The organism is Streptomyces sp. ADI96-02 (assembly GCF_003846185.1).
Lineage (GTDB): Bacteria > Actinomycetota > Actinomycetes > Streptomycetales > Streptomycetaceae > Streptomyces.
In genome coordinates, this window is record NZ_ML123034.1 from 3,737,649 (window position 1) to 3,758,800 (window position 21,152).

The 21,152-nt window shown below is 72.1% G+C and carries 17 protein-coding genes and 2 pseudogenes; 10 read left to right on the top strand and 9 right to left on the bottom strand.

Features of this window, described 5'->3' with window-relative positions:
* Window positions 1-157 precede the first annotated feature (157 nt).
* Window positions 158-2,650 (bottom strand): cation-translocating P-type ATPase, encoded by a 2,493-nt coding sequence (locus EES43_RS16450; protein WP_124269412.1) that lies wholly within the window; start codon window positions 2,648-2,650, stop codon window positions 158-160.
* Between the two features lie 149 nt (window positions 2,651-2,799).
* Window positions 2,800-3,120 (bottom strand): DUF2530 domain-containing protein, encoded by a 321-nt coding sequence (locus EES43_RS16455; RefSeq protein ID WP_124269413.1) that lies wholly within the window; start codon window positions 3,118-3,120, stop codon window positions 2,800-2,802.
* 243 nt (window positions 3,121-3,363) lie between these two features.
* Here EES43_RS16455 and EES43_RS16460 point away from each other — a divergent pair, with 243 nt between their 5' ends.
* Window positions 3,364-4,848: an NCS2 family permease gene (locus EES43_RS16460; RefSeq protein ID WP_124269414.1), complete on the top strand. Its 1,485-nt coding sequence runs from the start codon at window positions 3,364-3,366 to the stop codon at window positions 4,846-4,848.
* Window positions 4,849-4,960: 112 nt separating this feature from the next.
* Here EES43_RS16460 and EES43_RS16465 read toward each other — a convergent pair whose 3' ends face one another.
* Entirely contained in the window at window positions 4,961-5,188 is a 228-nt protein-coding gene (locus EES43_RS16465; RefSeq protein WP_206430066.1) for a hypothetical protein, read from the bottom strand.
* Window positions 5,189-5,322: 134 nt separating this feature from the next.
* On the opposite strand from EES43_RS16465, the gene EES43_RS16470 reads away from it, so the two are divergent.
* Window positions 5,323-5,763 (top strand): MarR family winged helix-turn-helix transcriptional regulator, encoded by a 441-nt coding sequence (locus tag EES43_RS16470; protein ID WP_124269415.1) that lies wholly within the window; start codon window positions 5,323-5,325, stop codon window positions 5,761-5,763.
* A 127-nt stretch (window positions 5,764-5,890) separates the two neighbouring features.
* Window positions 5,891-7,225: an MFS transporter gene (locus tag EES43_RS16475; protein WP_124269416.1), complete on the top strand. Its 1,335-nt coding sequence runs from the start codon at window positions 5,891-5,893 to the stop codon at window positions 7,223-7,225.
* 116 nt (window positions 7,226-7,341) lie between these two features.
* On the opposite strand, the gene EES43_RS31850 is transcribed toward EES43_RS16475, so the two are convergent.
* Window positions 7,342-7,506 carry a hypothetical protein gene (locus EES43_RS31850; RefSeq protein WP_346774292.1) on the bottom strand — a complete coding sequence of 55 codons (165 nt, stop codon included), beginning with the start codon at window positions 7,504-7,506 and terminating at the stop codon, window positions 7,342-7,344.
* Window positions 7,507-7,952: 446 nt separating this feature from the next.
* On the opposite strand from EES43_RS31850, the gene EES43_RS16485 reads away from it, so the two are divergent.
* A complete protein-coding gene (locus tag EES43_RS16485) occupies window positions 7,953-8,942 on the top strand; it encodes an aldo/keto reductase (RefSeq protein WP_124269417.1) in 990 nt (329 codons plus the stop codon).
* A gap of 161 nt (window positions 8,943-9,103) precedes the next feature.
* Here EES43_RS16485 and EES43_RS16490 read toward each other — a convergent pair whose 3' ends face one another.
* Window positions 9,104-11,170: a serine/threonine-protein kinase gene (locus EES43_RS16490; RefSeq protein WP_124269418.1), complete on the bottom strand. Its 2,067-nt coding sequence runs from the start codon at window positions 11,168-11,170 to the stop codon at window positions 9,104-9,106.
* A gap of 255 nt (window positions 11,171-11,425) precedes the next feature.
* Between EES43_RS16490 and EES43_RS16495 the strand changes: the two genes are divergently transcribed.
* Entirely contained in the window at window positions 11,426-11,752 is a 327-nt protein-coding gene (locus tag EES43_RS16495) for a nuclear transport factor 2 family protein (protein WP_124269419.1), read from the top strand.
* A gap of 97 nt (window positions 11,753-11,849) precedes the next feature.
* Here the strand turns inward: EES43_RS16495 and EES43_RS16500 are convergent, their stop codons facing one another.
* Together EES43_RS16500 and EES43_RS31410 are read right to left on the bottom strand one after the other, a co-directional pair.
* The gene (locus EES43_RS16500; protein ID WP_241192661.1) at window positions 11,850-12,470 is read right to left on the bottom strand and encodes a class I SAM-dependent methyltransferase; all 621 of its coding nucleotides are present in this window, start codon (window positions 12,468-12,470) and stop codon (window positions 11,850-11,852) included.
* Window positions 12,471-12,535: 65 nt separating this feature from the next.
* Window positions 12,536-12,751 (bottom strand): annotated as a pseudogene (locus EES43_RS31410) (hypothetical protein); the annotation flags it as partial.
* A gap of 357 nt (window positions 12,752-13,108) precedes the next feature.
* Here EES43_RS31410 and EES43_RS16510 point away from each other — a divergent pair.
* Window positions 13,109-14,031 (top strand): annotated as a pseudogene (locus EES43_RS16510) (hypothetical protein).
* Between the two features lie 198 nt (window positions 14,032-14,229).
* Window positions 14,230-15,126: a CPBP family intramembrane glutamic endopeptidase gene (locus EES43_RS16515; RefSeq protein ID WP_124272023.1), complete on the top strand. Its 897-nt coding sequence runs from the start codon at window positions 14,230-14,232 to the stop codon at window positions 15,124-15,126.
* Window positions 15,127-15,220: 94 nt separating this feature from the next.
* Here EES43_RS16515 and EES43_RS16520 read toward each other — a convergent pair whose 3' ends face one another.
* On the bottom strand, window positions 15,221-15,820 hold the full coding sequence (locus tag EES43_RS16520) for a TetR/AcrR family transcriptional regulator (protein WP_124269421.1): 600 nt from the start codon (window positions 15,818-15,820) through the stop codon (window positions 15,221-15,223).
* Between the two features lie 194 nt (window positions 15,821-16,014).
* Between EES43_RS16520 and EES43_RS16525 the strand changes: the two genes are divergently transcribed.
* On the top strand, window positions 16,015-18,303 hold the full coding sequence (locus EES43_RS16525; RefSeq protein ID WP_124269422.1) for an exo-beta-d-1,3/1,6-glucosidase: 2,289 nt from the start codon (window positions 16,015-16,017) through the stop codon (window positions 18,301-18,303).
* A 281-nt stretch (window positions 18,304-18,584) separates the two neighbouring features.
* Window positions 18,585-19,226: a TetR/AcrR family transcriptional regulator gene (locus EES43_RS16530; RefSeq protein WP_124269423.1), complete on the top strand. Its 642-nt coding sequence runs from the start codon at window positions 18,585-18,587 to the stop codon at window positions 19,224-19,226.
* Between the two features lie 72 nt (window positions 19,227-19,298).
* On the opposite strand, the gene EES43_RS16535 is transcribed toward EES43_RS16530, so the two are convergent.
* Window positions 19,299-20,039, bottom strand: coding sequence for a GDSL-type esterase/lipase family protein (locus EES43_RS16535; protein ID WP_206430067.1), 741 nt, complete (start codon window positions 20,037-20,039; stop codon window positions 19,299-19,301).
* 92 nt (window positions 20,040-20,131) lie between these two features.
* Between EES43_RS16535 and EES43_RS16540 the strand changes: the two genes are divergently transcribed.
* Entirely contained in the window at window positions 20,132-21,124 is a 993-nt protein-coding gene (locus tag EES43_RS16540) for a WD40 repeat domain-containing protein (protein ID WP_124269424.1), read from the top strand.
* Window positions 21,125-21,152 lie beyond the last annotated feature (28 nt).

The following is a 21,152-nucleotide window of genomic DNA, read 5'->3' on the forward strand; positions in this document are numbered from 1 at the left end:
ACCACTCCGGCGGTCGCGTCCGGCGCCGACTACCTCGACGTGAAGTAGCGGCAGCGGTTCGCTGAGCCGCGGCATCCGGGGCACAGCACTCGGAGCCGCGGCACACGGAAGCCCCCGGGAGGTTCGTCGACCTCCCGGGGGCTTCCGCGTCCCGCCCTCAGGCCCCGAAGCGCCGCCCCACCCAGCGCCAGGCGAACTCCAGCGCCACCCCCGCCGCCACCGCGATCCCGACCGCCGTCCACGGCATCGGCGCGCCGACCAGCTTCAGGGCGAAGAAGTCCTGGAGCCACGGCACGACGAGCACGACCAGGAACGCGAGCCCCATCGCCGCCACCAGGGCCACGCGCCACCAGGTGTACGGGCGGGCGATGATCGCGAGGACCCACAGGGAGACCAGGAACAGCGTCAGCGTCGCGGCGCTCGTCTCGGCCTCCAGCGCGCCCGCGCCGGAGTAGGCGTGCCGGGCGATCAGGTACGTGGCGAAGGTGGCCGCCGCCGCGATGACGCCCGACGGGACCGCGTACCGCATGACCCGGCGTACGAAGTACGGCCGCGCCCGCTCCTTGTTCGGGGCGAGGGCCAGGAAGAACGCCGGTACGCCGATGGTCAGCGTGGACAGCAGCGTCAGGTGCCGGGGCAGGAACGGGTACTCCACCTGGAAGCAGACCACCAGGATCGCCAGCAGCACCGAGTACACGGTCTTGGTGAGGAACAGCGTGGCGACCCGGGTGATGTTGCCGATCACCCGGCGGCCCTCGGCGACGACCGAGGGCAGCGTCGCGAAGCTGTTGTTCAGCAGCACGATCTGCGCGACCGCGCGCGTCGCCTCCGAGCCCGAGCCCATGGACACCCCGATGTTGGCGTCCTTGAGGGCCAGCACGTCGTTCACGCCGTCGCCCGTCATCGCGACCGTGTGCCCGCGCGACTGGAGAGCGGCCACCATGTCCCGCTTCTGCTGCGGGGTGACCCGGCCGAAGACCGCGTTCCGCTCCATGGCGGTGGCCATCTCGTCCGGGTCGGCGGGCAGCCGGCGGGCGTCGAGCGTGTTCTCCGCGCCCGCGAGGCCCAGCTTCCCGGCGACCGCGCCGACGGAGACCGCGTTGTCGCCGGAGATGACCTTGGCCGCCACGTCCTGCTCGGCGAAGTAGGCGAGCGTCTCGCCCGCGTCCGGCCGCAGCCGCTGCTCCAGGACGACCAGCGCGGTGGGCACGGCCCCCTCGGCGGCGTCCGGCTCGTCCAGCCCGCCCCGCGCGCGGGCCAGCAGCAGCACCCGCAGGCCCTGCTCGTTGAGCTGCTCGATCTCGGCGAGCGCCGGGTCCGCGTCGGCGAGGAGGACGTCCGGCGCGCCGAGCAGCCAGGCGGAGGAGGCATCGGCGGCATCGCCCGCAGCACTCTCGTCGAACGACGCGCCGCTGTACTTGCGGGCCGAGGAGAAGGGCAGCGCGCCGGTCACCGTCCAGCCCCCGCCGTCCTCGCCGCCGTCGGCGGGGTAGGCGTCGACGATGGCCCGGAGGCTGGCGTTCGGGCGCGGGTCGGACGAGCCGAAGGCCCGCAGCACCCGCTCCACGTAGGCCGGGTCCGCCCCCTCCAGCGGCCGTACCTCCGTGACGTCCATACCGCCCTCGGTGAGCGTGCCGGTCTTGTCCAGGCAGACCACGTCGACCCGGGCCAGCCCCTCGATGGCGGGCAGCTCCTGCACCAGGCACTGCTTCTGGCCCAGGCGTACGACGCCGATGGCGAAGGCGACCGAGGTGAGCAGGACCAGGCCCTCGGGGATCATCGGAACGATGCCGCCGACGGTCCGGGCGATCGAGTCCTTGAAGTTGTTCTCCTTCACGACGAGCTGGCTGATGATCAGTCCGAGCGCCGTCGGCACCATCATCCACGTCACGTACTTCAGGATCGTGCTGATCCCGCTGCGCAGCTCCGAGTGGACGAGTGTGAAGCGGGACGCCTCCTCGGCGAGCTGCGCCGCGTACGCCTCGCGCCCGACCTTCGTCGCGGTGAAGGCCCCGCCGCCCGCGACGACGAAGCTGCCGGACATCACCGGGTCGCCGGGCCGCTTGACCACCGGGTCCGCCTCGCCGGTCAGCAGCGACTCGTCGATCTCCAGGCCGTCGGCCTCGGCCACCGTGCCGTCCACGACGACCTTGTCACCGGGGCCCAGCTCGACCAGGTCGCCCAGGACGATCTCGGACGTGGAGACCTCGGCCGCGGCTCCGTCGCGCCGGACGGTCGGTTTGGCCTCACCGATCACCGCGAGGCCGTCCAGGGTCTTCTTCGCCCGCCACTCCTGGAAGACGCCGATGCCGGTGTTGGCGACGATCACATAGCCGAAGAGGCTGTCCTGGATCGGCGCGACGAACAGCATGATCACCCAGAGCACGCCGATGATCAGGTTGAACCGGGTGAAGACGTTGGCGCGGACGATCTCGCCGACCGAGCGAGAGGAGCGCGCCGGTACGTCGTTGACCTCGCCGCGCGCGACCCGCTCGGCGACCTCGGCGGTGGTCAGACCGGTGGGACCGCGCTCCGAGGCCGGTGGCTCCATCGGGTGCACGGGATCGAGTTCCGACCCGGCGTCGATCATGGCCGGCCGGGGTGAGCCGGGGGTCTGCTCCCCGGAGGAGTCGAGTGCCCGCTGCGTCATGGTTCCGACGGTACGGGCGTGCGCGGCGAATCACCCGCCGGGGGGCCGGAGATCCGACCGGGGGAGGGCGGGGCCGGTCCCGCGGTCGTACGGAGCGGGGGAACGCGGAGAGGAGCGGGGGTACGCGGGGAGGAGCGGCCTCGCAGGGCTCAGCCGGTGCGGTCGGCTCCCGCGCCCAGCGCGCTGTCCCGGGCTTCGGCGCCCACGGCGTCCTTGGCCTCCGCCCGCGCGGCGTGCCGCTGGAGGGCCGCCTCGCGCCCCCGTACGTACCAGATGCCGATCAGTCCGAGTCCGGCCCCGGCGAGCGGGGTCCACACCCACCAGGTGAATCCGCGGTCGGCGAACCAGCCGTAGAAGGGGAGCTGGACGAGGAAGAGGACGAACCAGAGCACCGTGCCTCCGACGACGGTGGCGACGACGGGACCCTCCAGGGGCTCGGGCGCCTCGTGCTTCGGTGTCCACTTCTCCATGCCTCCCAGTGTATGGGCCCGCGCGATCAGCGGCAGCGGACGGCCGTCGGAGGGACGCACGCCGAACAGGAGGCGGGTTCGCACAGGGGTCTACGCGCGGAGATGGCGATCTTCGCTTTATGTATTCATACTCAATTTGCTTTGGGCTGGCTCGATTCGTTCGTGTGAACATCCAAATTCGATCACTTCTGCTCGCCTCTCGCACCCCGTGATGTCCCTACGTACGAACGTCTGAGGTCACCCATGCCCCCCTTGGCCACCGCTCCGGCCGACTCACCGCAGCCCTCGGCCCCGCAGCCCTCGGCCCCGCAGCCCTCGGCCCCGCAGCCGCGCGGCGGCCTGGACCGGTTCTTCAAGATCTCCGAGCGGGGGTCGACCGTCGCCCGGGAGTTCCGCGGCGGGTTCGCCACCTTCTTCGCGATGGCGTACATCATCGTGCTCAACCCGATCATCCTGGGCAGCGCGAAGGACATGTACGGGCACCAGCTCGACAACGGCCAGCTGGTCACCGCGACCGTGCTCTCGGCCGCCTTCTCCACGCTGCTCATGGGCGTCATCGGCAACGTGCCGATCGCGCTCGCCGCCGGGCTCGGCGTGAACACCGTCGTCGCCCTCCAGCTCGCTCCCCGGATGAGCTGGCCGGACGCGATGGGCATGGTCGTCCTCGCGGGCATCGTGGTGATGCTGCTGGTGGCGACAGGACTGCGCGAACGCGTGATGAACGCCGTGCCGAGGTCGCTCCGCAAGGGCATCGCGATCGGCATCGGCCTCTTCATCCTGTTGATCGGCCTCGTCGACTCGGGCTTCGTCTCGCGCATCCCGGACGCCGCCCAGACCACCGTGCCGCTCCAGCTCGGGGCCACCGGCCACCTCGTCGGATGGCCGGTGCTCGTCTTCGTCCTGGGCGCGCTGCTCACGCTGGCGCTGATCGTGCGCAAGGTGCCCGGCGCGATCCTGATCTCCATCGTGGCCATGACCGTCGTCGCCGTGGTGATCGACGCGGTGGCCGGGCTGCCGGAAGGGGCGTGGGGGCTGACGACGCCCGCGTGGCCGGGCAACCCGGTCTCCGCTCCGGACTTCGGGCTGATCGGCCAGGTGAGCCTGTTCGGCGGCTTCGAGAAGGTCGGCTACCTGACCGGAGCGCTCTTCGTCTTCACCGTGCTGCTGTCCTGCTTCTTCGACGCGATGGGCACGATCCTGGCCGTCGGCGACGAGGCGAAGCTGATGGACCGGGAGGGCAACTTCCCCCGCATCAACAAGGTGCTGCTCGTGGACGGCGTCGCGGTCGCCGCGGGCGGCGCCAGCTCCTCCTCCGCCACCACCTGCTTCGTGGAGTCCACGGCGGGCGTCGGCGAGGGGGCCCGTACCGGACTGGCGAACGTGGTGACCGGCCTGCTCTTCTCGGTGGCGCTGTTCCTCACGCCGCTGGCCACCATGGTGCCCTCGCAGGCCGCCACGCCCGCGCTGCTCGCGGTCGGCTTCCTGATCATCGCGGGCTCGGTGCGGGACATCGACTGGAGCGACTACACGCTCGCGATCCCGGCGTTCCTCGCGATGGTGATGATGCCGTTCACGTACTCGATCACCAACGGCATCGGCATCGGTTTCGTCGCCTTCTGCGTGCTGCGGCTGGCGGCCGGCCGGGGCCGCGAGGTCCCGGTGGCCATGTACGTGGTGTCGGCGGTGTTCGTCTTCTACTACGCGATGCCGGCGCTCGGCCTCACGTGATCGGCCTCAAAGCGCTCGGTCTCACGTGATCGGTCCCATGTGATCGGTCCCGCACCCCCGGCCTCACGTGAGACGTCTCACGTGATCGGCCGCCCGGTCCTCCCGCCCGCCGTCAGGTGAGGCGGTCCGCCGGGTCCGAGCCGGCCGGGGCCGCTTCGGCCCCGGACCCGTAGAACTTCTCCGTCTCGTCGACGGCCGCGTTGAAGCGCTCGTCGAAGTCGTCGCGGATGAGCGTCCGGACCACGTAGTCCTGGACGCTCATTCCGCGTTTCGCGGCGTGCTGCCGGAGCCGGTCGAGCAGCTCACCGTCTATCCGCAGGCTGAGCACAGTCGATCCCATGCCCAGCAGGGTCGCCGCCCCGGAGCGCCCCGCGGGTCGCTTTCCACTCCCGTATCACTCGTTCGGGTGATCGGATGTGCGTGCGCGTTATATCGAGTGGTATTTAGGTAGGGTAATGAGTTACGCTAACAAACATGCCTGACCTGATCCACGACGGCGACAGTGCCGCCGCCGTGAGCTCCCTCCGCTCAGCCGTGATGCTGCTGGGCCGGCGCCTGAAGCACCAGCGCGTCGACGAGTCGCTGAGCCCGACCGAGATGTCGGTGCTCGCGACCCTCGCCCGCTGCGGGTCCGCCACCCCCGGTGAGCTGGCCCGCAAGGAGCACGTGCAGCCTCCGTCGATGACCCGCATCGTCGCGCTGCTGGAAGCGAAGGGGCTGGTCAGGCTGGAACCGCACCCCGATGACCGTCGGCAGAAGATGGTCAGCCAGACCGAGCAGGCCGAGGCCATGCTCCTGGAGAGCCGCACGAAGCGGAACGCCTGGCTGGCCCACCTCGCCGAGGGCCTGGACGAGGACGAGTGGGAGAAGCTGCGGGCCGCCGCGCCCGTGTTGGAGAAGCTCGCCCACCTGTGACCCCCGCGGGCGCACCGGCGCACCGCCGGATCCGGCCGAGAGGGCCGGTCCGACGTCAGCGCCGGAGCGCCCGTCGTCACGTCCCCGTCGGACCGCACGCCGCAGACGCACGAGGAGGCGAACCCTTTTGAGTACGGGATCCGGAGCACACTCCGCCCCCGCACCGACTTCCACCCACGAGAGCAAGACCGGCGGGACCTTCTCGTCGCTGAAGATCCGTAACTACCGCCTGTTCGCCACGGGCGCCGTGATCTCCAACACCGGTACCTGGATGTCCCGCATCACGCAGGACTGGCTCGTGCTGAGCCTCACCGGTTCCGCCACCGCCGTCGGCATCACGACGGCCCTGCAGTTCCTGCCGATGCTGCTCTTCGGCCTGTACGGCGGCGTCATAGCCGACCGCCTCCCGAAGCGGCAGATCCTGCTCGTCACCCAGGCCATGCTCGGTGTGTGCGGTATCGCGCTCGCCGTCCTGACCCTCTCGGGTGTGGTCGAGGTGTGGCACGTCTACCTGATCGCCTTCGTGCTCGGTCTGGTGACGGTCGTCGACAACCCGGCCCGCCAGTCGTTCGTCTCCGAGATGGTCGGCCCCGCGCACCTGCGCAACGCCGTCAGCCTGAACTCGGCGAACTTCCAGTCCGCCCGGCTCATCGGCCCCGCCGTCGCGGGCGTGCTGATCACCACGGTCGGCAGCGGCTGGGCGTTCCTGCTCAACGGCGTCTCCTTCTTCGCCCCGCTCGTCGGGCTGCTGCTGATGCGCACCGACGAACTGCACGCCCCGGTGACCGTGCGGCGCGCCAAGGGCCAGCTCCGCGAAGGGCTCCGGTACGTACGCAGCCGCCCCGAGCTGGTGTGGCCGATCGTGCTGGTCGGCTTCGTCGGCACGTTCGGCTTCAACTTCCCGATCTGGCTGACCGCCTTCGCCGCCGACGTCTTCCACGGCGGCGCCGGCATGTACTCCTTCTTCAACATCCTGATGGCGGTCGGTTCGCTGGCCGGCGCGCTGCTCTCGGCCCGCCGCCGTTCGTCGCGGCTGCGGATGCTGGTGGCGGCGGCCTCGGCGTTCGGCCTGCTGGAGATCGCCGCCGCGCTGTCCCCGTTCGTCTGGCTGTTCGCGCTCCTGCTGGTCCCGATCGGCATGCTCGGCCTGACGACGAACATCACGGCGAACACCACCGTCCAGATGGCCGCCGAGCCGGAGATGCGCGGCCGGGTGATGAGCCTGTACATGATGGTCTTCGTCGGCGGTACGCCGGTGGGCGCGCCGATCGTCGGCTGGATCAGCGACACGTACGGGGCGCGTACGGGCTTCGCGGCCGGTGGCGCGATGTCGTTGGTCGCCGCCCTGGCGGTGGGCTTCGCCCTGGCCCGGATCGGCGGCCTCCGCCTGAAGGTCGACCTCCGCAGGGGCCACCCGCACGTCCGCTTCGTGGAGCGCGAACGGCTGACCACGGCCGCCTGAGCGACGTCCGCCCGAGCGCGGAACGGCCGCTCCCCAGCCCGTCGAGGGCGAGGGGAGCGGCCGTTCCGTATGCCGTTCCGTATGCCGTTCCGTATGCCGTTCCGTATGCGGGGCGGTCAGTCGCGGGGGAACGCGTCGGTCGTGAGGACCATGCCGACGGGGGTCGACGTCAGGTCGACCGGCGTGCCGACGTCCAGGCTCAGAACGCTGCGGTACTCGTCCTCCTTCGGCAGCGTGTGCAGGTGCCACGTACCGGTGTACGGATCGACGATCAAGTACACGGGGACTCCGGCGGTGGCATACGTGGCCTTCTTGGACTCGTAGTCGTTGCACTGGTGCTCCGGGAGATCACCTCGGCGACGAACTCGATGTCCTAGTAGCGCCAGCGGCCGTCCTCGTCCTTGACGGCGGATTCGGACAGGGCCACGACGTCGGAGGCGGCCGACGGGGGTGATCCGTACGCCCCCCTGCCACGAGCTGGTCCGGGCCTGACCGTCGTGGCGGTGGGCGGTGCCGTTACGCTCGAAGGGTGGATCCCAAGACCAGAAACCGCATCATGGCCGCCGTGCTCGTGCTGATGTTCGTCGTCGTCGCCGTGGGGGCCGCCGTGGGCGGGTGACGGGGGCGGGCTTCCCGGCCGTCGGCGGGGCGTGCGGGGATGCCGGAACCCGTACCGGACGGCGTGGTGCTTGCCTGGAGCGGGCTCGAAGGAGTTGGCTTGGGCGGCATGAGGTACACACAGCTCGGACGCACCGGACTCAAGGTCAGCCGACTCGTCCTCGGGACGATGAACTTCGGCCCGCAGACCAACGAGTCCGACAGCCACGCGATCATGGACTCCGCGCTCGGCGCGGGCCTGAACTTCTTCGACACCGCCAACGTCTACGGCTGGGGCGAGAACAAGGGGCGCACCGAGGAGATCCTCGGCACCTGGTTCGCCCAGGGCGGCGGACGCCGCGACAAGGTGGTCCTGGCCACCAAGATGTACGCGAACATGGCCGCCGAGGGCGACGCCTGGCCCAACCACGACAAGCTCTCCGCCGTGAACATCCGGCGCTCGGTCGACGCCTCGCTCAAGCGCCTGCAGACCGACCACATCGACCTCTACCAGTTCCACCACGTCGACCGGGACACCCCGTTCGAGGAGATCTGGCAGGCGATCGACGTCCTGATCCAGCAGGGCAAGATCCTCTACGCCGGGTCGTCGAACTTCCCCGGCTACAAGATCGCCCAGGCCAACGAGCTCGCCGCCCGGCGCGGCTCGTTCGGGCTGGTCAGCGAGCAGTGCATCTACAACCTCGCCGAGCGCCGCGCCGAGATGGAGGTCATCCCGGCCGCGCAGGAGTACGGCCTCGGCGTCATCCCCTGGTCGCCCCTGTACGGCGGACTGCTGGGCGGCGTCATCAAGAAGACGGCCGAGGAAGGCCGCCGCGCCTCGGGCCGGGCGGCGGACTCGCTCGCCGACACCGCCGTAAGGGCGCAGATCCAGGCGTACGAGGACCTGCTCGACAAGCACGGCCTGAAGCCCGGCGAGGCGGCCCTCGCCTGGCTGCTCACCCGCCCCGGCGTCACCGGCCCGATCGTCGGCCCGCGCACCGCCGAGCAGCTGGACAGCGCCCTGCGCGCCCTGGAGCTGGAGCTCCCGGCCGAGGTGCTCAGCGGCCTGGACGAGATCTTCCCGGGTCCGGGCCCGTCCCCGGAAGCCTTCGCCTGGTAACCCGCGCTCCGCCCGTGAGGCCGCCGCTCCCGGAGGGGCGGCGGCCTCGCCCATGGCCGGGGGGCCGGCCGGGTGACCCGGGGCGCTCCCGCGGGGCGGTAGCGGACCGCGGCGGCCGGTCAGCGGCGGCGCGCGGCCGGTCAGGAGCGGCGCGCGGCCGGTCAGTAGCCGTCGCACTCCGTCAGGTCGGGGCGGCCGGGCGGGTTCTTGTTGCCGACCAGGCCGGACAGGTTGTCCGTGTACATGTCCTCCCAGATCTTGCCGCCCAGGATGCCCCGCAGGGCCGTGCACACCTCGCCCTTCAGCAGCGGCGTCCCGGGCCGCATCGCCACGCCGTACCCCTCGGCCCCCTGGATGTTCTCCAGCCGCCGCACCTTGCCCGGGTTGGCCTTCACGTACCCGGCGAGAATGATGTCGTCCGAGGCGACCGCGTAGACGTCCGACTTCGGGTCCAGCAGCTTGTCCAGGCAGTCCTGGTAGGTGTTCGGCTGCGACGCGGCCATGGTGAAGCCCTGCTCCGGGAGCGCCTTCTCGTACGTGGAGTCCCGGGCGGTGCACACCTCGACGCCGAGGTCCCGCAGGTCGCTTGAGTCGCGGATCGTGTACTTGCTGGACTTCTCGCGGACCAGGAAGCCGCGGCTCGCCTCGTAGTACGGGCCCGCGAAGTCGACGCTGTAGCCCCCCGGCGCCGCGGTCTTCCGGTCGTCCGTGATGCTGTAGGACGCGATGACCAGGTCCACCTGCTTGGTCTTCAGCGCGGTGCTGCGGTAGTCGGTGGCCACCGTGGTGAAGGCGACCTCGCCCCGGTCGTAGCCCATGCTGTCGGCGATCGCGTAGGCCAGGTCGATGTCGTACCCCGCGTACGTGCGGGTCTTGGCGTCGAACTTGCTCAGGCCCGGCTGGTCGTCCTTGACGCCGATCTCCAGCGTGGGGTGCGTGTCCTTCCACCGTTCCTGCTCGCGGCCGGGCCCCTGCGGCTGGTCGGAGCCGGTGCGGCCGTCGGCCCTGTCGTCCGGGCCGGTGCCCTGCGCCACGAGCCAGCCGGTGGCCGCCAGCAGCACGACGCACACGGCCGCCGCCGCTGCCTTCCACCACCCCCGGCCGTGGATACCGCCCGGTGCCGCCGGACCGGGTACGGACGCGGCGGGGGCCGTGGGCCCGGGGGCCGGTGCGGTGGGGCTGGGCGTGGTGGGGGGCGGTGTCGAGACCTCCGTGGGCGGGTGCGTGGCCGGAGTCGCCGACGGGGTGGCGGCGCGCGGCGCGCCGGCGTCGCCCAGGACCTCCCGGAGCATGGCCTCCGCCGATGCCGCGTCCAGCCGCCGGCGCGGGTCCGGGATCAGCAGGCCCTGGACGACCGGGGCGAGGGGACCGGCGTACCGCAGGACGGGTTCGGGGGACTGCCTGATCTGCTCCTGCACCTCCCAGACCTCGTTGCCGGCGAAGGGCACCCGGCCCTCGACCATCTCGTACAGCGTGATCCCCAGCGCCCACAGGTCCGAGGCGGGCGTCGGGCCCGGGGAGGCGGGTGCGAACAGTTCGGGGGCCAGATACGGAGGGGTGCCGATGACCCCGCCCGACCGGGTCACCTGCGCCGCGCCCTCGAACGTGGCGATGCCGAAGTCCACGAGGATCGCGAGCCCGTCGTCGCGGACGAGGACGTTGCCCGGCTTCACGTCGCGGTGGACGACCTGCGCGCCGTGCACCGCGCGCAGGCCTTGGAGGATCTGGAGGCCGATGTCGGCGGCCCTCGGAACGGCGAGGACCCGCTCGCTGCTCAGCAGGTCCGCCAGGGACCTGGCTTCGAGCAGCTTCATCACGATCCACACCTGGTTGTCGGTCTCGACCTGGTCGTGGACCGTCACCACGTTCTGGTGCTCGATCTTGGCGATCGCCTCCGCCTCGCGGCGCGCCCGCTGCATGGCGGCGGTCTGGGTGTCGGCGGTCATGGCGTTCCGGTCGAGCAGCCCCTTGACGGCGACGAAGCGCCGCAGCCGCCGGTCGTGGGCCTTCCAGACCTCGCCCATGCCGCCGCTGCCGATGGGGGCCAGGAGTTCGTAGCGGCCGTCGATCACCGTGTTCGAGGCGGCGGGAGGGGCCTGCGGCGGTGTCCGGGGCCATTCCCGCGGTACGCCCTCGTGCGCGCCGCGCAGGTCGTCGCCCGGCCGACGGTCCTCGGGCTCTCCGGGAGCCCCGTCGTCCGCTCTGCCGGACCTGTCTTCGCTGCGCATACGACCCCCTGTGCACTACATGGACCACGCCACAGTAGATGTTGCCTCAAAGAGGCCCCCGCTGACCCGACTTGCCGGGAGGGCTTCGCTGCGGCCGTGCCCGTCGGGCGGAGCCGTGCCCGTCGGGCGGAGCAGGGCACGCGTGGACGGAGGCGGCCCGGCGTGCGCCCCGACGTGCGGAGGCGGGGCCGGCGACAGAGACTCGGAACGGATCTCCGGGGACGCCCGCTCCCCGCCGCGCCGAGGAGGGACACCATGACCGCACGGATCAGCGACCCGGTGGTGCGGAAGTTCGTCGCCGCCGTCAACGCCGGGGACGAGGCCGCCTTCACCGCCGTCCTCACCGAGGACGCCACGATGTCCGACGACGGCAGCGAACGCGATCTGGCCGCCTGGACGGAGAAGGAGATCTTCTCCCCGCGGGCGAACGGCCGTATGGAGGTCGTGGACGCCTCGGACGACGGACGCGCCCTCGTCGTCGACTACACCAACGACACCTGGGGCACTATGCGGACGCGCTGGATCTTCACGGTCACCGGGGACCGCATCAGCCGCTTCGAGACGGGCCAGGCCGCGTCCTGACAGCGGACGGCCCCGGGCCGCCGTCGGCCGGTACGCCTCCGGTGCCGTCAGGGCCGCCGGTACGCCTCCCGGGCCGCCACGGGGGCGTCCACTGCCGTCACGGGGCGACGGCCCGCACGAGGAGTGTGCCGATGTGCCCGGGGTGCGGCGCGTCGAGCACCTGGGCGTCGGCCGAGGCGAATCCCGCCCGGGTGAGCAGGCGCTCCCATACGGCCGGGCGGTAGCTGTAGCGGTAGGTGAACATCGCCCTGCCCGCGAAGCCTCCCTTGTACATGCCCTGCGGGCCGTACGCGCCCGGGATAGCCGGAGGATGCGAGAAGACGAAGACGCCGCCGGGGTTCAGCCGTTGGCGGACGAGTGGCAGGAGGCGGCCCGGGTCGGTGAACCAGGCCGCACCGAAGAGCGAGTACACCGCGTCGTACGCCTGCGTCCGCTCCCGCAGGTGCTCCAGGACCTCGGCGCAGACGAAGTCGGCCCCGGTGCCGCCCCACTTCGCGGTGGTCCGCTTCACCATGACGGGCGAGAGGTCGACGCCCCGGGCCGAGATCCCGAGCCCGGACCGGTGGGCGAGGGCGCGGCCGGTACCGCAGCCGATCTCCAGGACGGAGCGCGGACGACCGAGCAGTTCCGGTCCGGGCCCGTGCCCGGCGTACTGGGTCCAGCAGAAGACCGGCTCGGCGTCGTCCTTGAAGACGGAGGCGGCGTAGGCGTCCCACAGTTCGGTCTCGGCGGCGACGTCGTGGTGTGCGGCAAGGCGATTCCTCTGTGAAGGCGGCCGGCCGCCTCGTCCACATCGAAGCCGATGGACGCCAGGAAGTCCGCTGCGCGCAGGCACAGTCCGTCGTTGCGGCGCTCGATGAACGGGGCGTGGTGCTGGTAACGACCGCCGTTGTACGTGTCGCAGAGAGCCCACCACGCGGGCGTGTCGAGGATGAGCTGGTGGACGCCGAGGTCGACGAGCCTGCCGACTCCCCTACGGACCTCGGGCCAGAGGGCCATCCCCCTGTCCAGCACGTTGATCGTCAGGTGCTTGACGCGGGGCTGGACGTCGTTGAGGAGTCTCCTCGGGTTCCGGTGGAGGAGACCGCCGTGTGCGGCGTTGACGCGCAGCACCTCGTCAACGCGGCGCGGACGGCTCTGCCCGTACGTTGACGGCTGAGGCGGCTACGGGCGGGCCACGTACGGCTGCGCGGCGGCGAAGTCCGCGAACGGCGGATCGGCCGGTTGCGGTACGGCGATCGGGACATCACGCTCTGTGTGCGGGCAGGTGTACCTGGTATACAGGGCGGTCCCCGGAGGTGTTAGCGCACCGATCCGGGGACCTTCACCACTAGTGGATCGGAGCATCCACCCGCGATGCTGTCGCATGTTATCCCGCCTCTCCGGGGCTACACGAAGACCTCTCACGAGCTGGTGCGCCATCCGCGCCTCGGCAGCGACGCCAAGATCCTGGTCATTTACGTGCAGGGGCTGCCCGAAGGCGCTCGCGACAAGGCACTGAGCGAACACGCCCGTGCGCTGCGCATCACCGGGCGGGCGTACCAGAAGGCCAAGGCCGAGCTGGTGACGTACGGATACGTGCACGAGAAGCGGGAGACCGTCGCCGGAGGAAGGTGGCGTACTGTCCAGGTCTTCTCCAACCGCCCGCTGACCGACGATCAGGCCGCGCGGATGCGGGCCGGAGTTCCTGCCGACGGGTACGCCGCCGTCGCGACCGTGCGCACCGAGCAGGCCGTGTGCGCCGAGCCGTCCCTGTCCGCCGAGTCGTCCCTGTCCACCGGGCCGTCCCTGTCTGCCGAGCCGGACAGGTCGGGCGCTCCGAGTGCGCACTGTCCGGCGGTCGGTGATCCGAGCGGTCGGACGGCCGGTGGTCTTTTACCCGCAGACGAAGAACCGGGGGAGAACGAACCCCACCCACCTCCCCCGGCGGGCGAACGGGACGCCGCGGACGTCGATCCCGAAGTGGTCCTGGGTGAGCGCGTGTTGCTCTCGCTGCGCCACGAGAGGCGGGAGCTGCTGCTCGGGGTGCGGGCGGCCCGCAACCGGAGCCCGTGCCGCCGCCACCGGCCCTGATCACCTGCGCGGGGCCGGGCGACGAGCACGTCTTCCGGCCCAACGTGCCGTGGGCCACCACCTGCGGGCCCTGTCACCAGGAGGAGCAACGCGTCTTCTGGGCCGAGGCGCGGGCCCACGCCGAAGCGGTTCCCGAGCCTCCGCCGGGGCGGGAGCGCTTCGCCGCCGTGGCGGGGCGTGCGCAGGCGGGAGTTCCGGGGGCGTGAGCGAGTTCACCCCACCCCGAAACGCGTTGACCTCGCACGCACGCGCGACCGAGGATCGCTGGTGTGAATCCTGACGTGCCCCCGGTCCGGGGCGAGACAGCCCGTACGGACCAGAGCGAGCAGCCCCGTCCGAGCGAGCCCGCCTGGCCGGGGTGGTTGGCGCCGCCTCCGGGCGGCCCCCTTCCCGTACGCGGTCCGGTGCGGGCGGCGTCGGGTTCGCGCTACGACGAGCAGGGCAGGAACGGGCGGGGCGGCTCTGCCGGCTGGCTGGGCGAGCTGGTGCTGGTCGCGGTGGTCTTCGTCGCGGGCCTGCTGGTCGTCAGCGTGGCGGGGTTCGCCGTCGCTGACGTGCTGGGCGCGGGTCCCGCGTCGGCGGACAGCCTCCTGACGTTCGAGGATCCGGTCGCCGAACTCGCCGTGCAGCTGATCGGGCTCGCGGTCGGGATCCCGGTCGTCCTGTGGGGAGCCCGCTACCTGGGCCGACGCCCGGCGGGGACCGTGTCCTCCGTCGTCGGCCGGCTGCGCTGGGGCTGGCTCGGCCGATGCGCCGCCCTGGCCTTCCCGCTGATGGCCGTGCAGATCGGCTTGCTGATCGCGTGGACCTGGGACGACGGCGGCGGGGCGGGGCAGGGCTTTCCGGGCTGGCCGACCTTCCTGGTGAGCCTGGCCGTGCTGGGTGCGCTCGTCCCGTTCCAGGCGGCGGCCGAGGAGTACGTCTTCCGGGGCTGGCTGGTCCAGGTGATCGGGCGGACCCTGCGCTCCCCGTGGCCGGCCGTCGTGCTGGCCTCGCTGCTGTTCGCGCTGGCCCACGGCTTCGGCCAGGTCTCCGGGTTCCTGCTGCTGTTCTACTCGGCCCTGTGGTGGGGCTGGCTGGTGATCCGTACCGGCGGGCTGGAAGCGGTGATCGTCCTGCACACCGCCAACAACGTCCTGGCCTTCGGCCTCGCTGCGGGCTTCGGCGAACTCGCCGACGGCGGTACGGCGGCCGACGCCCCGTGGCAGGCGCTCGTCCTGGAGCTGGTCTTCGCGCCGCTGTACTGCCTGGCCGTCGCGCGGATGGCCGACCGCCGGGGTGTCGAGCGCCTGACGCCGTGAGCCCCGCCTGACGACTGAATCCGTTCGTGCCGGCCGGCGCCGTGGGTCCGGGCCGGCGCCGTGGGTCCGGCTGAGGCCGCCGGGCCGGGCCGGGTCACAAGGCCACGGTCAACTGCGCCCGCAGATGGGCGCGCAGCACGCCCACCATGTCCGTCGCGCAGTCGCTGATGAGCCACTGGATCTGGAGGCCGTCCATCAGGGCGACCAACTGCTGGGCGGCGGCGGCCGGGTCGATGCCCTCGCGCAGCGCGCCGTCGTCGCGGGCCTGGCGGTAGGCGAGTTCGGTGTGGGCGAGCGAGGTGCGGTAGCGGGTCCCGAAATAGGCGTGGGCCGGGTGGCCGGGTGAGGTGGCCTCGGCGGCGACCACCGAGAACAGCTCGACGATCCCGCGCCGCTTCGCGTTCAGCTCCGCCAGGTCGGCCAGCCGGCGCAGATGGTCCACGCCCCGGGTGACGTCAAGGGCCAGCCACTCGTCGTCCACGTCGTCGCGGCGCTGGAGCACCGCGAGCAGCAGCGCCTCCTTGGTCGGGAAGTGGTGCAGGAGGCCCGGGTGCGAGATGCCGCAGCGGGCGGCGATGACGCGCAGGGACGCGCCCCGGTACCCGGCCTCGCCGAACAGCGCCATGGCCTGGTCGAGGATCTCGGTCCGTCTGGCCCGGCCCTTGGCGTAGCCGTGCCGCGTCTCGGCGCTCACGCGCACACTCCCGCTGTCGTCGGACGCCGTCAGTCGGACGCCGTCAGGGGTCGCCCTGCTGGGACGCCGCTTCCGTTCCCGTCCGGATTCGTCTGTCCGGATTCTCCGTCCGGATTCTCCCAGCCGCGAATACTTACCGCCCGGTCGGGATCGAGCGTACGGTACTGCTGAGTGCCGCTGTGAAAGGAACTCCCGTGGGTCTCTTGCCGCCGTACCTCGACCCCGCGCTGCCCGTCGCGGACCGGGTCGCCGATCTCCTGGGCCGTATGACGCTGCCCGAGAAGGTCGGCCAGATGCTCCAGCTCAACGCCGAGGAGGGCGTGCGGCACCTCGTGGAGGACCTGCACGCGGGCTCGATCCTGCACGCCTCGCCCGCGCGCGTACGGGAGGCCGCCGCGCTCACCGAGCGGACCCGGCTGCGCGTCCCGCTGCTCGTCGCCGAGGACTGCATCCACGGCCACTCCTTCTGGGAGGGCGCGACGATCTATCCGACGCAGCTCGGCATGGCGGCGACCTGGGACGCGGAGCTGGTGGAGCGGATCGCGCGGGCGACGGCCGTGGAGGTCGCGGCGACCGGCGTGCACTGGACGTTCTCGCCGGTGCTCTGCATCACCCGCGACCTGCGGTGGGGCCGGGTCGGCGAGACCTTCGGCGAGGACCCGCACCTGATCGGGGAGCTGGCCTCGGCCATGGTGCGCGGCTACCAGGGCGACGGGCTGGGCGACCCCACCGCCATCCTGGCCTGCGCCAAGCACTTCGCCGGATACTCCGAGACCCAGGGCGGCCGGGACGCCAGCGAGGCGGACATCTCGCGCCGCAAGCTGCGCTCCTGGTTCCTGCCGCCGTTCGAGCGGGTCGCCAGGGAGGGCTGCCGCACGTTCATGCTCGGCTACCAGTCCATGGACGGCGTGCCGATCACCGTCAACGACTGGCTGCTCAGCGACGTTCTGCGCGGCGAGTGGGGCTACACCGGAACGCTGGTCACCGACTGGGACAACGTCGGCCGCATGGTGTGGGAGCAGAAGGTCTACGCGGACACCGCGCAGGCGTCGGCGGCGGCGGTCCGCGCGGGCAACGACATGGTGATGACGACCGCGAGCTTCTTCGAGGGCGCGCAGGAGGCCGTGGCCCAGGGCGCGCTGGCGGAGTCGGAGATCGACGCCGCCGTACGCCGCATCCTGACGCTCAAGTTCGAGCTGGGGCTCTTCGAGGACCCCCGCCACCCGGACGAGGCCCGCCAGGCGGCGGTGATCGGCAGCGCCGGCCACGCCCGGCTCAACCTGGAGGCCGCCCGCCGTTCGCTGGTGCTGCTGACCAACGACGGCACGCTGCCCCTGGCCGGCGGCCTCGTCGCGGACGGCGACGGGCGGGCGCGCGGCACGGGCGAGGGGCCCCGTACGGTCGCCGTGGTCGGGCCCAACGCCGACGACCCGCAGACGCAGCTCGGCGACTGGGCCGGGGCGTCCGGGCAGGCCGACTGGCTGCCCGACGGCCAGCCGCGCGCGATGATCCGCACCGTGCTCGACGGTTTCCGCGAGCACGCCCCCGCCGACTGGACGGTCTCCTACGCGCGCGGCGCGCGCATCCTCGACGTGGGCCCGGACCCGGAGGGCCCGTACTTCCCCGACGGGCAGCCCCGCCCGGAGGTCGTCGTCCCGGCGGCTGCCGACCCGGCGCTGATCGGCGAGGCGGTCACGGCCGCACGGGACGCGGACTACGTCGTCGCCGTCGTCGGCGACCGGATCGAGCTGATCGGCGAGGGCAGGTCCACCGCGACCCTCGAACTCGTCGGCGACCAGGTCGCGTTGCTCGACGCGCTGGCCGCCACCGGAAAGCCGCTGATCGTCGTGGTCATCAGCTCCAAGCCGCTGGTCCTGCCGCCGTCCGCCCTCGGCGCGGCGGCCCTCGTCCACGCCGCCAACCCGGGCATGCTCGGCGGCCGGGCCGTGGCCGAACTGCTGCTCGGGCTCGTCGAGCCGACCGGGCGGCTGCCGGTGTCCTTCGCCCGGCACGCGGGGCAGCAGCCGACGTACTACAACCAGGTGCGCGGCCAGCACGGTGCGCGGTACGCCGACCTCACGCAGAGCCCGGCGTTCGCGTTCGGGGAGGGCCTGAGCTATTCGACCGTCGCGTACTCGGGGCTGGACGTGCTCGCGAGCGTGGTCGGGCCGACCGGGACCGTACGGGCGCGGGTGACCGTCCGGAACACCGGGGCGCGGCCGGTGCTGGAGACGGTCCAGGTGTACGTGAGCGACACGGTGACCTCCGTGACCTGGGCGGAGAAGGAGCTGAAGGCGTACGAGCAGGTGCGGCTCGCGCCCGGCGAGTCGCGCGAGGTCCTGATCGAACTGCCCGTGGCGGCCTGCACGCTGGTGGACGCCGGGGGCCGCCGCGTCGTGGAGCCGGGCCGCTTCGAGCTGCTGGTGGGGCCGTCCTCGCGTGAGGAGTCGCTGCTGCGCGCGGAGTTCACGGTCAAGGGCTGAGCGGGGAGCGGTGAGCCAGGAGCGGTGCGCGAGGAGCGGGGAGCGGGGAGCGGTGATGTCGGGCCGAGTCGGGCGGGGCGGTGGCGGCACGACGTGTCCGTTCGCGCGTCAACCCGACGCCTTTCGGCGGGCGCAGGCTGAAGAAGCGTTTCGGCATGCGGGCGGTCGCCCGTACGGGTGTGGCGCGGCGCGTCAGCGGGTTGCGGGGCGAGCACAATGGGGCGGCGGTTCGTGCAGAGGTGCCTAGGCCCTCTCCCGCACCTTGCGCTGAAGGAGGACCGGTGGCAGAAGGCTGGGCGGTTCAGCGGACGGGGCCCGGAGACGTGGCCCGTACACAGGCCAGGGAGCAACTGCTGGACGCGGCACGGGAGCTGTTCGGCGTCATCGGATACGCGGACACCTCCGAACTGGCCCTGTGCGAGGCGGCCGGAGTGCCCGTGGAGGTGCTGCGGCAGGAGTACGGCTCGCGGGAGGGGCTGCTGATCGCCCTGCACAACCGCGTCACGACCGTGGGCCTGCGCGCCGCCGAGACGGCCCTGCTGTCGGACGGCATCGAGAAGTACGGCATCGCCGAACGCGTCCGGCTGCTCTTCGACGCGTACGTGGAGGCCGTCACCCGCGATCCGCGCGAGGCGCGGGTGACGTTCGTCGAGGTGCTGGGCGTGAGCGCCGTGGTGGACGAGCACTGCAAGCTGTGGCGGGCGCTGTGGGCGGAGTTCCTGACCGGCGAGGCCGAGCGCGCGGTGGAGCGGGGCGAGGCGGAGGACCGGGACCACCGCGTCGACGTCCTGGTGATGGTCGGTACGGTCCACGAGCTGATGGCCCACCACACCCGGCGTTCGCGGCGCGCCCGCCCCGAGGAGGTCTCGGGTGAACTGACGCAGCTCGCCCTGTCGATGCTGGGTTCGCACGCGGTGGGCTGAGGGGGCGGGGCGGGGCCGCCTCCGGGAGGGCCGTGCGCGCCCTCTGCCCGCCCCCCGATCCCGCTCCGGGCGTCAGACCGGCAGCGGCTGGGGCCGGGGCCTGCGCGCGGGCTGGGACGGTGACGTTGACGGGACGGCGGCGTACGGGCCGCCCAGCTCCCACGCCTGGTGCATCGCGTCGGCGAAGGCCCCGGCCAGCCGGTGTTCGCCGCTCGGGCCGGGGTGCGTGCCGTCGTAGGTGTCCGTGTGGATGTCGTACCCGGCCGGGTGCGTGGCCAGCAGGAGCGGGGACGACGGTTCGTCGAGGTCGGCGACGGCCTTGGCGAGCAGTTCGTTGAAGCGCGCGCACTCGGCGGCGAAGGGCGCGTCCGACGCGGCCCGGATGTTGGGTATCACCGGCAGCAGGACCATCCGCACGTGGGCGTTGGCGGCGCGGGCGTTCGCGATGAAGGCCCGCGCGTTGGCCGCCGTCTGCTCGCTGTCCGTGTAGAACCCGAGGTCGATCAGCCCGAGCGAGACCAGCAGGACGTCCGCCCGGCCGCGCCGCACCGCGTCCGCGATCACCGGGGCCATGTGCAGCCAGCCCTCGCCCCAGCCCGCCAGGTGCCGGCGTGCGGCGGACGGGAAGGCCGGATCGGCGTACGCGGTGGAGCCCGGGGCGCCGGTCTCGGCGTCGTACAGCGTCGAGCGCGGGCCGACGATCTCGTACCGCAGGCCGGGGAACGACTCCAGGTGCTGCCACAGGCGGTAGCGCCAGGTGAAGTCGCCGGCGCGGCCGATGGTCATGGAATCGCCGACCGGGAGAAAACGCATGGCGCCATCATGGCCGATCACCGCTCCGGGCTGCGACGTGACGATGGCCACGACGTGACGGTGGACACGGCATGACGGTGGACACTTGGGCCATGCGTTCGTATCTGACGGGCCCCGCGAGTCTCGGCGCCGCCGCCCTCCTGCTGTTCCTCGGCACCGCCTCCCCGGCCGTCGCCGCCGACGGGAAGGCCGACCGTGACTTCACGATCGAGGACCCCCGCATCACCGAATCCAGCGGCCTCGCCGCCAGTTCCCGGCATCCGGGGATCTACTGGACGCACAACGACAGCGACGACGGCCCGTACGTCTTCGCCGTCGACTCGCGCACCGGGAAGACGGTGGCGACCGTCAGGATGCGCGGAGTGGGCGAGCCGCGTGACGTCGAGGCCATCTCCATCGGGCCGGACGGCGACATCTACGTGGGGGACATCGGCGACAACCTGAACGGCAGCTGGGACCACGTCTGGATCTACCGCTTCCCGGAGCCGAAGGAACTGCGCGACGCGACGGTCAGCGCCACGCAGTACGACGTGAAGTACGCCGACGGGCCCCGCGACGCCGAGGCATTGATGGTCCACCCGAAGACCGGACGCGTCTACATCGCCTCGAAGAACGAGGACGGGGGCGGGCTCTACGAAGGGCCCGCCGAGCTCACGACGGGCGCGACCAACACCTTCCGGCGGGTCGGGGAGGTGCCGTGGGTGACGGACGGCGCGTTCTCGCCGGACGGCCGCTCGCTCGTCCTGCGCTCGTACTTCAGTGCCCGGATGTACGACTTCGCGGACGGGCGGCTCGGCGACGACCGGTCGGTCAGCGCGCCGTTCCAGCGCCAGGCGGAGTCGGTGACGTACACGGCGGACGGCTCGGCGCTGATGTTCGGCTCGGAGGGCGAGCAGAGCGATGTGGCGCGGGTGGACGTCGAAGGCGGCGATCAGGGCGACGGCAAGGCGTCGTCGGGCGGCTCCGCCTCCGGCGGCGGGGACGGCGGGGACGGGGTCCAGGGCAACGCGGCCCTCGGCGCGGTGGCGGTGGTCGGCGTGGCGGCCGTCTGGTTCGCGCTGAAGCGGCGGCGCAGGCAGGGGTGAGGGAAGCGGGGGCGGGGGGCGGCTGACG